We start from the raw sequence: 13,675 nt of genomic DNA, 5'->3' as shown, positions 1-13,675 counted from the left end.
TAGGGATGCGATAATTAAAAAACTGTAACATAGCTCCATATGTATAAAAAGACCGTAAACAAACAAAAAAGACACCTATTTTAAGGTGCCTGTCACATCATTATTGCTTAACGAGGTTTTCACGCCTTCTTAATTCTCTACGTAAGATCTTTCCGCTAATTTGTGTTTTCGGTAAGTCATCGAGCACATCGATTTCTTTTGGCGCACTATGGAATGAGAGCTGATGCTTTACGAACGTTTTAATCTCCTCAATCAATCCCTCCGTCTCGGTGAAGTGATCGTTTAATGTAATAAAGGCTTTCACAATCTCACCGCTAAGCTTATCTGGTTTTCCAATCACCCCCGCTTCTTTGACTGCCGGATGTTTGACTAGGGCGCTTTCTACTTCAAATGGACCAATTCTCTCGCCACGAGCATTGATCATATCATCGACTCGACCGGAAAAGAAAATATAGCTGTCTTCATCTTGGTAACATAAATCACCCGATAAATAATAGCCTGATAGATTAAAATATTGATTGAACTTAGCGTTATTTTGCCAAATTGCGTGCATCAGTCCTGGCCATGGGGCTTTTACCGCCAATTGACCGACAGTCCCGCGAGGGACTTCTTTGCCGTCATCATCCAGGATTTTAACGATAATTCCTGGGAAAGCCCGTCCCATTGAACCAGGTTTAATCACTTCAGATGGGAAGTTAACAACAATATGTCCGCCCGTTTCTGTCATCCACCACGTATCATGAATTCGCACATCAAAGACGTCTTTAGCCCACGTGATAACTTCTGGATTAAGTGGTTCACCGACGCTTAACACATGTCTTAATGAATCCAGTTGAAATGATTGATAGACATCACCAGCCGACTTTAATAACCGAAAAGCCGTTGGGGCACTATATAAGACCGTTACCTTTAACCGTTCAATCACATGGTACCATGCCTTCGCATCGAATCGGCCAGCTTGCACAACAATCGTTGCGGCATTCAACCACGGCGCAAATAAGCCGTAGACACTCCCTGTTACCCAACCAGGATGTGACGTACACCAATAGATGTCATCTGGTTTTAAGTCAAGTACCCAATGACCTGATAACTGGTGATGAAGGTAAGCTCGGTGAGCATGAATCACTCCTTTTGGTTGTCCTGTTGACCCGCTTGTATAATGCATGAGAAACGGAGTATCTGGTGCTGCCCAGTAGACATATTCATCTTCTACCGTTAAGTCAATAAGGTCTTCTTCATATAAGACGTCCGTCACTGACGGAACAGCCCGAAGATCTATCCGTGACATAAAGGCGTTTGTCGTTATTAAGACACTACCTCTACTATCATTGATGCGCTCATGCAAGGCATCGGTCATAAACCCTTCAAAGAGAGGGACCGCAATGGCACCGATTTTAATGGCCGCAAGCATCGCAAAATAGTTGGTTGGATTTTTCGGTAAGAAGATATACACCCTTTCTCCTACTTTCACCTTACGCTGCCTTAAAACGTGCACAAGCTGGTCTACCCGCTGCTTAACTTCACGAAAGGTGTAGGACACCACTTCTTCTCCATCCACGTAGTGAAGGGCTATTTTATCCCCTATGCCGCTTCTGACATGTTGGTCCACACAAAGATCAGCCACATTTATCTTTTCTATTTTATGTGCTTCTTGATAATCAGAAAAATCAAATGAGTGATACGTCTTCTCGTAATCAGTTAAGTTATAGTTTCCTGGTTGCGCTAATAAAACCATTGTCATCCCCCATTGTGTCATTGATTACTACACGTGTAATATTGTTAAGATCTCTTTTTTCACTTGTTGCAAATCTTGACTTGTCCGCGTCCGTTGACGCGGGCTATTTATATCAATGATGTCTTTAATCATTCCCGGTTGACTAGATAAAACGACAATACGATCCGCAAGGTAAAGGGCTTCATCGATGTCATGCGTCACCATCACCATCGTCGTATTATATTTGGCCTGTATTTTCAGTAATAAGTCTTGTAGCTCGAGCTTCGTAAAGTGATCGAGGGCACTAAATGGCTCATCTAACAGTAACACCTCCGGGTCGCAAACAAGTGAACGCGCAATCGCGGCCCGTTGGCTCATTCCCCCTGAGAGCGCTTTTGGATAGAGCTTTTCTTTACCCGTAAGACCGACATACTCAATAAAGCGATTGACCCGGTTGAGTGTCTCTTGTTCATGGTCTTTTAATCCAAAGCGAATATTTTCTAATACAGTTAGCCACGGTAAGAGCCGTGACTCTTGAAAAATAATGCCAATCTCTTCCCTCACGCCCGTGAGCGGGGTAGCGTTATAAGAAACGGTGCCTTCATAATCTAAATCGAGACCGGATAACGTTCTTAATAACGTACTTTTACCACAGCCACTTTTTCCGAGTAAGCAGACAAATTCACCGTTTTGAACCTTAAGATCAATATCTTTAATGGCCGTCATACCATTAAATGTACGGGTGAGGCGATCAACGGTTAAGCTCATTTACTTCTCCCCCTTATTTCTGTGTCTTGCCAGTGAAGCAACCTTTGTTCTACAAGCTTTAGGCCGCCATCGGTTACTTTACCGATGATTGCAAATAAAATAATGCTGACTAGAATCGTATCGGGTTGTAGGGTGTTTTGTCCTAAGACAAGCAAGTAGCCTAATCCTTCACTTGCCCCCATCAGTTCTGCCGCAACGACAAACATAAAGCCAAGACCGAGACCGGTTCTGATGCCAGTAAAGAAGGACGGTAAGACGGCAGGTAAAATAATCTTCGTGATTTGACTACGCTTTGATAAGCCAAACACTTTACCGACTTCAAGCCATTTTCTATCGACGGTGACAATACCGGCGAGTAAATTTAAATACACTGGGAAAAAGACCCCAACCGCAATCATCGTCACTTTTGACGTTTCCCCAATCCCCATCCATAGAATAAATAGCGGTACCCAAGCGAGCGAAGGAATCTGTCTGAGCGCTTGGATAGTTGGATCAATGAACTTTTCAAGTAATGGCCAGAAACCAACAAGGACACTTAAGATAACGGCCGCTCCGGTCCCAAATACAAATCCGATTGTGACACGTGTGAACGTCGCTACGATATGTGGTAAGAGTTCACCACTTTGATACAATGCGATGCCTTTAAATAGAACAGCACTCGGTGCGGGAAGTTGGTAACTTTCAAAGACTCCGATTTGACTGAGCACTTCCCATATTAAGATGATGATCACTGGAAACACACTGCTAATCATCAGTCGTTTAATGAGGGGTGTTACACCGATTTTGTTTAGTTGAATAGTCGGATATATAGATTGATTCACCTCTTTTGCCATAAATTCTCCTCCCTAGTTGATAACGTCTTCTGCGATACTTGGATGAATTAAGCTGTGAACGACTTCCTCTAAGTCATGTTCTTCATCAATGACTTCGCCTGCCTGCAAGACTTTACCCGCTTCAATAATATGTGCGATATGCGTATCACTAGGTACGGGCTCAGAAAAGTCATTCCGTTCAAGTTGACGGGCGGCAACTTCTTTTGAGATATCAGCTTTCTCACTTATCAGTTCAATCGCTTCTGCTTCATTTTCGATAATCCATGTTCTTGCTTTTTCATATAGGCCAATCACTTCCGCTACATAATCTGGATACGCTTCTAAGAAGTCACTGCGCACATTAAGGAAGCCATACGTATTAAAGTCCGGTTCTCTAAAGAACAATTCCGCTTGTTGGTCGAGTTCTAACTTGGCCATATGCGGATCAAGTCCAGCCCATGCATCGACTTGGTTTTGTGATAAACTTACTGCCCCGTCCCCGTGTTGGAGGTTGACAAGCTCAATATCACTTGCGGTTAACCCGTATTCATCGAGGGCGCGTAGTAAGAAAATATACGGGTCTGTTCCAATCGTTGCGGCGACTTTCTTTCCTTTTAAATCTTCGACTGACTGGATCTCACTGTCTTTATTCGTAACAAGAGCGGTCCACTCTGGTTTTGAGTAAATATATACTGTTTCTATGGGTGACCCATTTGTTTTTGAAATAAGAGCGGCAGCACCAGCGGTTGAACCAAAGTCCACACTGTTAGAATTTAAAAACTCTAATGCCTTATTACTGCCTTGACTGAAGGCCCATTCCACTTCAATGCCTTCTTCCTCAAACAACTCTTCCGCCCAACCAAATTCATGTAAGACTAAACTCGTCGGTGAATAGTGCGCATAATCTAAACGGATTTTTTCTGGTGTTCCTTCACCTGCTTCTGACTGATTACATCCAACCAGTGTCAGTGTTAATAAGATAAGTCCAACAACAATAATTTTTTTCATTACCTATCGTCCCCTTTATTTGGTTAATTTTGATTATTTCTGTTCTTTTAGTCTATACGCTAGCTTGACGTCAAATTTCACATTGGTAAGTCACAACCGAACCTCGAAGGCGCTGGGCTTCTTTAAAAGTACAACGGTTATGAACAACCTCTAACCCGGCTTGTTTAGCGATGTGACACGCCTCGTCATTCACAACACCTTCTTGGAGCCAAAACACTTTCGGTTTTACTTGGATAGCTTCTTTCGCAATACCAACGGCCGCTTCTGGCGCGCGGAAGACTTGAACAATATCTATCGCTTCTGGCACACTTTGAAGATCCGGATAGGATATTTCACCTAAAATCGCCGTTTCTCGTGGATTGACCGGGATGATTTTATAGCCGAGTCGCTGCATTTTCTCCGCTAAACGATAACTCGGTCGCTCCTTTTTACCGCTTAAGCCTACAACCGCAATCGTTTTAGGCTTTACTTCTCCTTTCTCTGTCTTATGACTCGATGATAATGACCACTGGATGACCGCTTCATCATTAATTTTAATCGATCGCGGTCCATCTAATTCAATCCCGGTGGCAATTGTTAGAGCACGGTCTAAATCATGAATTAAGTCATCAATATGTTCGAGACCGACTGAGAGACGAATCAAGTCGTCTGTGACCCCGGTTTGTTTCAGTTCTTCTGTTGATAACTGTTGGTGCGTCGTGGAAGCAGGATGAATAATCAGTGATTTCGCATCGCCAACATTAGCAACATGTGACCATAAACTCACCGCTTCAATGACCGCTTTCCCTTCCTCTCGTCCGCCTTTAATGCCAAAGGTAATAATGGAGCCAAAACCATTATTCAGACGTTTTCTCGCTGCCACGTGAGATGGATGAGACGGGAGACCCGGGTAATTCACCCAATCAATCGCGGGATGTTTGTCTAAATAAGTGGCTAACTTTAATGCGTTCTGATTGTGGCGCTCCACTCGGAGGTGTAACGTTTCTAATCCTTGCAGTAAGCGAAAAGCCGAATCAGGACTTAAACACGCACCGAAGTCTCTTAAGAGTTGTACCCTTAATTTAACCGAGAAGGCAAGTCCACCAAACTCATTCGCATACCGAATATTGTTGTAACTTGGGTCAGGCTCGGTGAAGCCTTTAAATTTGTCCTGTTGCCACTTAAAGCGTCCCCCATCAACGACAATGCCACCCACCGTTGTTCCATGTCCACCAATCCACTTCGTCGCTGAGTGAATCACGATATCGGCGCCCTTTTCAATTGGCTTAATTAAGTAAGGTGTCGCAAAGGTGTTATCAATAATTAAAGGGATTTGATAGCGATGAGCAATCTCACTGACACCTTCTACATCAAAGACATCTAAACTTGGATTGCCAATAATCTCACCGAAAATCGCTTTGGTCTGGTCATTAATCGCTGCTTCAAATCCCACTAAATCATTTGGTTCAACAAAACGCACCGTAATTCCATAACGTTTTAACGTTGTTTTAAATAAATTGTATGTCCCACCATACAGATTAATTGCTGCGACAATCTCATCACCTGATTCACACAAATTAAGAATTGTTAAGGTAATGGCCGCCATACCAGATGACGTCGCCACAGCGGCAACACCACCTTCTAGTAAGGCGACTCTTTTTTCAAAAGCATCGACCGTTGGGTTGCCAATGCGGGAGTAAATATGACCGGTTTCTTCTAAGCTAAACAGTCTTTCGGCATGGGTTGTGTCTTGAAAAACAAAAGATGTGGATTGATAAATGGGGATCGCCCGCGCGCCAGTCGTTGGATCAGGCGCTGTCCCTCCGTGTAAAGATAGTGTGTCAAGTTGATACGTATCTTGATTTGTCATCTGTCATTCTCCTCTTCGCATATTTTTTAAATGAAGACAAAAAATTGTTATACCTAAGGGCTAAAACAATAAAAAAATGCCCTTTAAGCAGCTTGGATGCTTAAAGGACACGTCCTTAATAGAACTCATCATCCAAAGCAGTTACTGCTTTGCTGGTAGGGGCACCTTAGCATAAGCCAGGTTGCCGTGAAGTCGTAGAGCCAGATCTCTCGTTCACTCTTGATAATTGTTTATAAAATTTTGAATAAACTGATTATAACACAAAACACCAACGTGTCTAGTCTGTTTTAAAAGTTTTTTTGTTGAGTAATTAAAAAAAGAGCTCAATCACTTGTTTTAACAAATGATTGAGCTTAACACTTCCTTAACTGTTTAAAATAATGAACTTACCTTTACTGTTGAGACCAATCCGGGTTGTTTCACCTTTTTTAATCTCTTCCCGAAGTAAAGCTTCTGAAAGCAGATCTTCGATATTTTTTTGAATCGAACGACGAAGTGGTCTCGCGCCGTATTCTGGATCAAAACCTTCTTCTGCAATTTTTTCAATCGCCTTTTCAGACATCGTAAAGTCTAAGTCTTGTTCGTTTAGACGTTTTTTCAATTGATCCAACATTAATGTCACAATATCTTTCATATGTTTCTTCTCAAGTGAGTGGAAGACAATCGTTTCATCAATTCGGTTTAAGAACTCTGGACGGAACGCTTTCTTTAAAGCGTCGGTCACTTTTGATTTCATATCTTTATAATCACGCGTTTCATCTTCTAAGTTAAAACCAACAAATTTGTTTTGTTTTAACTCACTGGCACCAACATTAGATGTCATAATCAGCACCGTATTTCTAAAGTCAATCAGACGACCTTTAGAGTCAGTTAACCGTCCATCTTCTAATACTTGAAGTAGAATGTTAAAGACTTCTGGGTGCGCTTTTTCAATCTCATCCAATAACACGACCGAGTAAGGCTTACGACGAACTTTTTCTGTCAGTTGACCGCCCTCTTCATATCCGACATAACCTGGAGGTGAACCAACAAGACGTGACGTATTATGTTTTTCCATATACTCACTCATATCAATGCGAATCATCGCATCCTCATCACCAAACATCGCTTCAGCTAAGGCGCGTGCCAGTTCCGTTTTACCGACACCCGTTGGTCCAAGGAAAATAAATGAGCCAATTGGACGTTTCGGGTCTTTCAGTCCTGCACGTGCGCGACGAATCGCTTTTGATACGGCATCGACCGCTTCTTCTTGACCAATCACACGGCCGTGTAACGTTTGTTCTAAGCTTAAGAGACGGTCGCTTTCATCTTTTGTCAATGATTTGACTGGGACGCCTGTCCACGTTGAGACAACTGTCGCAATATCGTCTGTCACAACTTCTGAATCTACTTGCCCTTGTTTTTCTTTCCACTTACCTTTTGTTTCTTCTAATTCCTGACGCAGTTTTTGTTCCGCATCTCTAAATGAGGCCGCTTTTTCAAACTCTTGTGATTGGACTGCCGCATCTTTTTCTTTTTTAGCCTCTTCTAAACGTTGTTCCAACTCTTTTAAGTTAGGTGGTGCGGTATATGAGCGAAGTCTTACACGTGACCCAGCTTCATCAATCAAATCAATCGCTTTATCCGGCAAGAACCGGTCGGTAATATAACGGTTCGATAAGTTAACCGCCGCGTCAATCGCTTCATCCGTAATCGTCACACGGTGGTGCGCTTCATAACGATCGCGTAAACCTTTTAAGATTTGAATGGACTCTTCTACTGTCGGTTCATCGACTTGAATCGGTTGGAAACGCCGTTCTAAGGCAGCATCTTTTTCGATATGCTTACGATATTCATCTAATGTTGTGGCACCAATGCATTGGAGTTCACCCCTGGCAAGAGACGGTTTTAAGATATTTGAAGCATCAATCGCTCCTTCAGCACCACCAGCACCAACAAGTGTATGCAGCTCATCAATGAATAAGAGGACATTTCCTGCTTGACGGATTTCTTCCATGACTTTTTTCAAGCGATCTTCAAATTCCCCGCGGTATTTTGTACCCGCTACTACTGTTCCCATATCTAGTGTCATGACGCGTTTGTCACGTAACAACTCCGGAACATCATTGGAGACAATCTTCTGTGCTAAACCTTCTGCGATAGCGGTTTTACCGACACCCGGTTCCCCGATCAGCACCGGATTATTCTTAGTTCGACGGCTTAGTACTTGAATGACGCGCTCAATTTCTTTTTCGCGGCCAATAACCGGATCAATATGACCTTCTTTAGCGATCACCGTTAAGTCACGAGCTAAGGAATCTAATGTCGGTGTTTCAGCCGTATTATTTTGTGATTGACGGCCGTTGCCTTTACGATTTGATTCAGAAGCACCGAGTAATTGTAAGACTTGTTGACGAGCGCGGTTGAGACTCACATCTAGATTACGTAGTACACGTGAGGCGACACCTTCATCTTCTCTAATCAAACCAAGTAAGATATGTTCTGTCCCAACATAGCTGTGGCCAAGTTTACGGGCTTCATCCATTGATAACTCAATGACTTTCTTTGCACGCGGTGTATAGTGAATCGTTTGGGATTGTTTTTGTCCTGTACCGATTAAAATCTCAACCTCTTCTTGAATATCTTCAAACTTCAGACCAAGAGATGTTAAAGCTTTTGCCGCAATCCCGTCGCCTTCTTTAATGAGTCCGAGTAAAATATGTTCTGTTCCTATATTCGTATGTCCTAAGCGAATCGCTTCTTCTTGCGATAGCGCAAGGACTTTTTGGGCGCGTTCAGTAAATCGTCCAAACATCATCATTGTTTCCTCCTTTAGTGATCTTTCTCTAACGTTAACCGTTCACGAATCATTGTCGCCCGTTTCTGGTCACGTTCATATTGATTTAAGTGGCGTTTAGCATACTGTTGTAAAAAGGCTGGCTGGGTTAGAACCATCAGCTCACTTAAAATCGTTTTTGATATATCTGTTATATACTACATCTATACCCAATCTAACATCGGATATACATTTTGCGGCTTCTTTTGATTCAATCAATCGGCTATATTTAAGCGTACCATATGATCGGTAGATCCGATCTTCTAACTCGACACCCGATTGCTTCGTCAATACTTCTCTGACAGCACGCTCATGTTCAATCAGTTTTGCGATAACACTTGATAAGTTATCAATGATATCTTTTTCTGTGCGGCCAAGCGTGACTTGGTTCGACACTTGGTAAATGTTACCAATCGCTTCTGTTCCTTCTCCGTAAATGCCTCTGACAACAAGACCAAGCTGATTAATGGCTGGGATCATTTTCTGCAATTTATTCGTCATTGACAATGCTGGTAAGTGGACCATCACCGACGCACGCAGCCCTGTGCCTACATTGGTAGGGCATGTTGTTAAGTAGCCGTATGTCTCATGAAAAGCATAGCTTAACTTACTTTCAATCGCATCATCAACTAAAAAGGCTTCTGTTAATGCTTGTTCAAGTTGTAAGCCTGGGAAGTAGAGTTGAATTCTTAAATGATCCTCTTCATTTACCATAATCGATAATTGTTCATTCGTTGATAACAGGACCCCACTATGATTGATATGTTCAACGAGATAGGGACTGATTAAATGTTTTTCTACTAAGGCACGTGTATCTAAGGCACTTAAATCAGGCAATGACAAGAACTGCAAGTCTTCATAATGACTCATCGTTTCACCGACAAGCGCCTCCGTAACATGATGACTTACTTTCTTTAACGCTTCTGAAGAGGCTGTTAGTGGGAAAGGACTATCGCTTAAATTACGGGCTAAACGAATGCGTGTACTTAAGACAATATCATCAGCCGGCCCACCTTCTTGCATCCAAGGCTAATCGCCCGGTCAATAAAGGATTGAAGTGACATCTCATTCAGCCTCCCCTACGTTGGGCTCGGTTTGTTCCAACGCTTTAATCATATCACGTAGTTCCGCCGCTTCTTCAAAACGTTCTTCCTCGATGAACGTTTTCATTTGTTCACGATACATTTTGATTTGTTGAAGTTTTGATACGTGAGCGTGTTGGTGTTTGGGTACTTTACCAACATGAGTGGTATTACCGTTATGTACCCGTTTTAACACGGGTTCAAGCTCCGCGCTAAATGTTTCATAACAATCTTTGCAACCAAACTTATAATGCTTCACAAATTGCGTATACGTCATTTGACACGTTGGGCACGTTTTTGTCTCCCGTGCGGATGTTTGTCTTTGACTATTACTTAGTGCTGAATTCATTTTGAATAAATCACTCAATAAATCATGAATCGGATAGTGATCGTTGGCTTCGATTAAACCGAGATCATGTGCGCATGTATGACACAAATGTTGTACGTGTTTTTTACCATGAGCGTACTGAGTAAAGTGCAAGGTTGCTGGACGCTCATGACAGTGTTCACATTCCATTTCGCATTCCTCCAAACTTAATACTCTTCGTGATATTTTAACGTCGTTAACATCGCACTGAGAATACGCGCACGTATATCATCACGATAAGGTAATTTAAACCGTAAGGTTTCACGATCGATTGCTGCCTTCATAATCTTAGCCTCACGTAAGGTAATATAATCAGCCTCAACTAAACGACTGAGAATAGCCTCACCGATAGATTGAGAGACACGGGGTTCAATTAAATCAATCAATTCATCCAACAAGACATTTTGATCATTCTCGACGGCTCGTTGAATTCTAATATAGCCACCACCCCCGCGTTTACTTTCAACGAGATAACCTCGTTCTTTTGTAAATCGAGTATTAATGACATAATTAATTTGAGAAGGAACACAAGAAAACTGATCAGCAATTTCACTACGCTTAATTTCTATATGATTATGCTTCGCTTCTTCAAGAATCATTTTTAAATGCGCTTCGATAATATCTGAGATGTTACGCATAATCCTCTTCCTTTCTTGACTTTGACTATCTTTGACTTTATCTATATTTTATAATGCCAACAAGAAAGATGCAACTGATATCATCCATGATACACTTCTCTTACGTCATCGAGTTTGGACAACACGACCACAAGTTCACTTTTCGTAATGGCTTTACTTAAAGTTACATCTGTTGTGACGATAGGATAGTCTGATTCATCCGTATTCACATTAATATTTTGAATCACGACCCCGTTTTGATTGTACTTTTTTAAGATGTCTTCAATAGCTTGCACAGAGTTCACTAAGATAGTCAGTTGTGCAGATTGACCGCGTTTAGTCACACGTTGTTCAAAGTTATTTAAAAAGATTAAACTTAAAAGAATAATGAGTGTCGTCATAATCGCAACACCGTACATCCCTATCCCCACAACAAGTCCGAGACCTGCGACAGCCCAAATGGAGGCGGCCGTCGTTAAGCCTTTAACTGTCATACCATTGACGATGATAGTTCCGGCACCTAAAAAGCCAATTCCGCTCACCACATATGAAGGAATCCGGGCAGGGTCAAAGTTGACTATGTCTTGATGCTCGGTAATATAATCGGTAAAACCGTATAAAGACATTAACATCAGTAGGGTGGAACTCACCCCAACTAAAATGTGGGTTCGAAAACCCGCTGAATGTTTATTGATTTCTCGTTCAAAACCTATCAGACCTGAAAGTACAAGGGCTAATACGAGTCGAATACTCATCGTTACAAAATGTTCTCCTAAAAGAATGTCAATCATCAGTTTCTCCTTACTTTTCGTTATTTTAAAAAATAGACCGCCGAATGGTGATCTATTCTTAATGTTTTATGAAGTTATTTCATGCGTCATTAACTCATGAAAGAAGTCGCCAGGGCCCAAGCTCATTCCTTAAGCGATTAATTCTCTTTCAACCATGAAATAGCCATCGTCCCATGGCCCGCATGAACACCCGCTACCGGTACAAGTGGCTCAACTTGAATCTTTAAATTTTCATACATATTTAGTAATTCTTGTTTCCATTCCTCTGCTCTTTCTTTAGCACCTGCATGCATAATACCTAGCTCTGTTAGCTCGCCAGAATTATAAGCTTGGTCAATCGCTTGGAATAGATAACGAACGGCTTTCTTTTTACTTCTTATTTTATCATCAATAATAATTTTACCCTTATCAAAGCGTAAAATAATATTGATGCTTAATAAGTTAGCAAACACCGACTGTGTGGTACTCACGCGTCCACTTTTTCGCATCTGTTCTAAGCTTTGTGGCAATAAATACATTTCTAAATGATCGGTGTAATGATGAATGGTCTTCACAATCTCATCCATGCTTTTACCTGTCTGAGCCATATGAATACCTTTACGTATCATTTGCCCAAGCGCAAATGAACCCACTTTAGAATCAATCACTTCCACATCTAAATCCACCATTTGAGAGGCACTCACAGAACTTTGATAGGTTCCTGTTAAGGCACTTGAGGCATGAATCGCAATCACTTTATCATACGTGTCTGCTTCCGCAAGCTGTTCATACAATGTCACAAACTCACCATATGCTGGTTGGCTTGTTTTAGCACCTTCTCCGTATTGTTTCAATAATTCATATATTTCTTCTTTACTAATTTCAATGTCTTCTCGATAAGAGATGTTATTGATATCAACAATCATCGGTAAGACATGAATGTGATGTTCTTCAATAAATGACTGAGGTAATCCACATGTACTATCTGTGACCCATGCAATCTTTTCCATACGTAATACTCCTTTGGTATAAGGCTAACGCCTCACTTTTTTCTGCTGATTCCTATACTATAGCATACTCTCTTACCTTCTCCAATATAAGCAAGAAGATTCTTTTTTGATTTACATATTACAATCTGTTATGACTCATGACTAGAATTTTCACTCAGCAACTCTATCACCTACATGAATCGATTCACTCGATAGTGTCACATAATGAACAGTCACGTCATTACTTTCCGTTACATAAGTCAGTTTAAGTTTTATCTTCTCTAACTGTTTGGTGATTTCATCGACATCTTCATCTGTCAACCTCTGTTTTAATGGGCGTTCAACTTGTACTTGAATCGTTTGATCATCACTTGGCGTTAATATAAAGTATTCACGCATCTCTTCTTCGATGTCAAAATGATTAGAGAACGGTAACTGTGGTTCACCCGTCACAAAATACTCGCGTAAATCGTCCGGTAATACGGCGGTGACTTGTACCTCTCTTACCATTTCTTCTGAGTTTAGCAAGGTTAATTCAAGCGAGAGTTGATATGTATCAGTCTCTATCTCCGTTTCGCTCACATCTAAATGAACGGTGAAGGGTAACTGAGCTATTGTTTCAAACTGTTCGAGTGGACGATTATTTAATTCGACGACAATATCTGCTGCTGTCAGCGCTGTTCGTTCTGAACATCCTGTCAAAATTAATAAAAAACCAATCAACATCATGATTTTCCATTTCATCTAATCCCTTCTCTCTTATTTGATTGTCCTGATTCCTTAATTTATAGCTATGTTTTTTATTATAACATAGAAAAACCCCCTTTTAAGGAACACCTTAAAAGGGGGTTTTAGTTGCTTAGCGACGTCCTACTCTCGCGGAG

At 41.4% G+C, this 13,675-nt stretch carries 11 protein-coding genes, 1 pseudogene and 1 riboswitch; all 12 genes and pseudogenes read right to left on the bottom strand.

All coding sequences use genetic code 11. From position 1 onward, the window contains the following. Positions 1-100: 100 nt before the first annotated feature. The 12 genes and pseudogenes from JCM19043_RS08600 to JCM19043_RS08545 all read right to left on the bottom strand — a co-directional run bounded on the left by JCM19043_RS08600 (position 101) and on the right by JCM19043_RS08545 (position 13,535). Positions 101-1,735, bottom strand: a complete 1,635-nt coding sequence (locus JCM19043_RS08600) for an AMP-binding protein (protein WP_307725281.1) — start codon at positions 1,733-1,735, stop codon at positions 101-103. A 27-nt stretch (positions 1,736-1,762) separates the two neighbouring features. Beyond that, on the bottom strand, positions 1,763-2,482 hold the full coding sequence (locus tag JCM19043_RS08595) for an ABC transporter ATP-binding protein (protein WP_062321726.1): 720 nt from the start codon (positions 2,480-2,482) through the stop codon (positions 1,763-1,765). Next, positions 2,479-3,315 (bottom strand): ABC transporter permease, encoded by an 837-nt coding sequence (locus JCM19043_RS08590; RefSeq protein WP_062321724.1) that lies wholly within the window; start codon positions 3,313-3,315, stop codon positions 2,479-2,481. The genes JCM19043_RS08595 and JCM19043_RS08590 overlap by 4 nt, the downstream gene beginning before the upstream one ends. A 12-nt stretch (positions 3,316-3,327) precedes the next feature. Next, positions 3,328-4,302: an aliphatic sulfonate ABC transporter substrate-binding protein gene (locus JCM19043_RS08585; protein WP_062321721.1), complete on the bottom strand. Its 975-nt coding sequence runs from the start codon at positions 4,300-4,302 to the stop codon at positions 3,328-3,330. Between the two features lie 70 nt (positions 4,303-4,372). Next, a complete protein-coding gene (locus JCM19043_RS08580; protein WP_062321719.1) occupies positions 4,373-6,151 on the bottom strand; it encodes a PLP-dependent aspartate aminotransferase family protein in 1,779 nt (592 codons plus the stop codon). A gap of 122 nt (positions 6,152-6,273) precedes the next feature. Next, positions 6,274-6,380, bottom strand: a riboswitch (SAM riboswitch). Between the two features lie 135 nt (positions 6,381-6,515). Next, positions 6,516-8,948, bottom strand: a complete 2,433-nt coding sequence (locus JCM19043_RS08575; protein WP_062321718.1) for an ATP-dependent Clp protease ATP-binding subunit — start codon at positions 8,946-8,948, stop codon at positions 6,516-6,518. A gap of 14 nt (positions 8,949-8,962) precedes the next feature. Beyond that, positions 8,963-10,030: pseudogene (locus tag JCM19043_RS08570) on the bottom strand (protein arginine kinase). Between the two features lies 1 nt (position 10,031). Next, the gene (locus tag JCM19043_RS08565; RefSeq protein ID WP_062321717.1) at positions 10,032-10,565 is read right to left on the bottom strand and encodes a UvrB/UvrC motif-containing protein; all 534 of its coding nucleotides are present in this window, start codon (positions 10,563-10,565) and stop codon (positions 10,032-10,034) included. A 17-nt stretch (positions 10,566-10,582) separates the two neighbouring features. Next, positions 10,583-11,053, bottom strand: a complete 471-nt coding sequence (locus tag JCM19043_RS08560) for a CtsR family transcriptional regulator (protein WP_062321715.1) — start codon at positions 11,051-11,053, stop codon at positions 10,583-10,585. Positions 11,054-11,133: 80 nt separating this feature from the next. Continuing rightward, positions 11,134-11,823 carry an MgtC/SapB family protein gene (locus JCM19043_RS08555; protein WP_062321713.1) on the bottom strand — a complete coding sequence of 230 codons (690 nt, stop codon included), beginning with the start codon at positions 11,821-11,823 and terminating at the stop codon, positions 11,134-11,136. 137 nt (positions 11,824-11,960) lie between these two features. Beyond that, the gene (locus tag JCM19043_RS08550; RefSeq protein ID WP_062321711.1) at positions 11,961-12,812 is read right to left on the bottom strand and encodes a DegV family protein; all 852 of its coding nucleotides are present in this window, start codon (positions 12,810-12,812) and stop codon (positions 11,961-11,963) included. A gap of 150 nt (positions 12,813-12,962) precedes the next feature. Beyond that, positions 12,963-13,535 carry a hypothetical protein gene (locus JCM19043_RS08545; protein ID WP_062321709.1) on the bottom strand — a complete coding sequence of 191 codons (573 nt, stop codon included), beginning with the start codon at positions 13,533-13,535 and terminating at the stop codon, positions 12,963-12,965. Positions 13,536-13,675 lie beyond the last annotated feature (140 nt).

Source organism: Halolactibacillus sp. JCM 19043, from assembly GCF_001310395.1.
GTDB classification, from domain to species: Bacteria; Bacillota; Bacilli; order Bacillales; family Amphibacillaceae; genus Halolactibacillus; species Halolactibacillus miurensis.
Note: the sequence above shows the minus strand (reverse complement) of the source record. Positions and strands in the feature narration are given on the sequence as shown.

What these genes read in the sequence shown, in the direction of transcription:
- JCM19043_RS08565 (WP_062321717.1), bottom strand. Translation starts at nt 10,565, where the DNA reads ATGGAATGTGAACACTGTCATGAGCGTCCAGCAACCTTGCACTTTACT.
- JCM19043_RS08575 (WP_062321718.1), bottom strand. Translation starts at nt 8,948, where the DNA reads ATGATGTTTGGACGATTTACTGAACGCGCCCAAAAAGTCCTTGCGCTA.
- JCM19043_RS08585 (WP_062321721.1), bottom strand. Translation starts at nt 4,302, where the DNA reads ATGAAAAAAATTATTGTTGTTGGACTTATCTTATTAACACTGACACTG.
- JCM19043_RS08550 (WP_062321711.1), bottom strand. Translation starts at nt 12,812, where the DNA reads ATGGAAAAGATTGCATGGGTCACAGATAGTACATGTGGATTACCTCAG.
- JCM19043_RS08580 (WP_062321719.1), bottom strand. Translation starts at nt 6,151, where the DNA reads ATGACAAATCAAGATACGTATCAACTTGACACACTATCTTTACACGGA.
- JCM19043_RS08545 (WP_062321709.1), bottom strand. Translation starts at nt 13,535, where the DNA reads ATGAAATGGAAAATCATGATGTTGATTGGTTTTTTATTAATTTTGACA.
- JCM19043_RS08590 (WP_062321724.1), bottom strand. Translation starts at nt 3,315, where the DNA reads ATGGCAAAAGAGGTGAATCAATCTATATATCCGACTATTCAACTAAAC.
- JCM19043_RS08600 (WP_307725281.1), bottom strand. Translation starts at nt 1,735, where the DNA reads ATGGTTTTATTAGCGCAACCAGGAAACTATAACTTAACTGATTACGAG.
- JCM19043_RS08555 (WP_062321713.1), bottom strand. Translation starts at nt 11,823, where the DNA reads ATGATTGACATTCTTTTAGGAGAACATTTTGTAACGATGAGTATTCGA.
- JCM19043_RS08560 (WP_062321715.1), bottom strand. Translation starts at nt 11,053, where the DNA reads ATGCGTAACATCTCAGATATTATCGAAGCGCATTTAAAAATGATTCTT.
- JCM19043_RS08595 (WP_062321726.1), bottom strand. Translation starts at nt 2,482, where the DNA reads ATGAGCTTAACCGTTGATCGCCTCACCCGTACATTTAATGGTATGACG.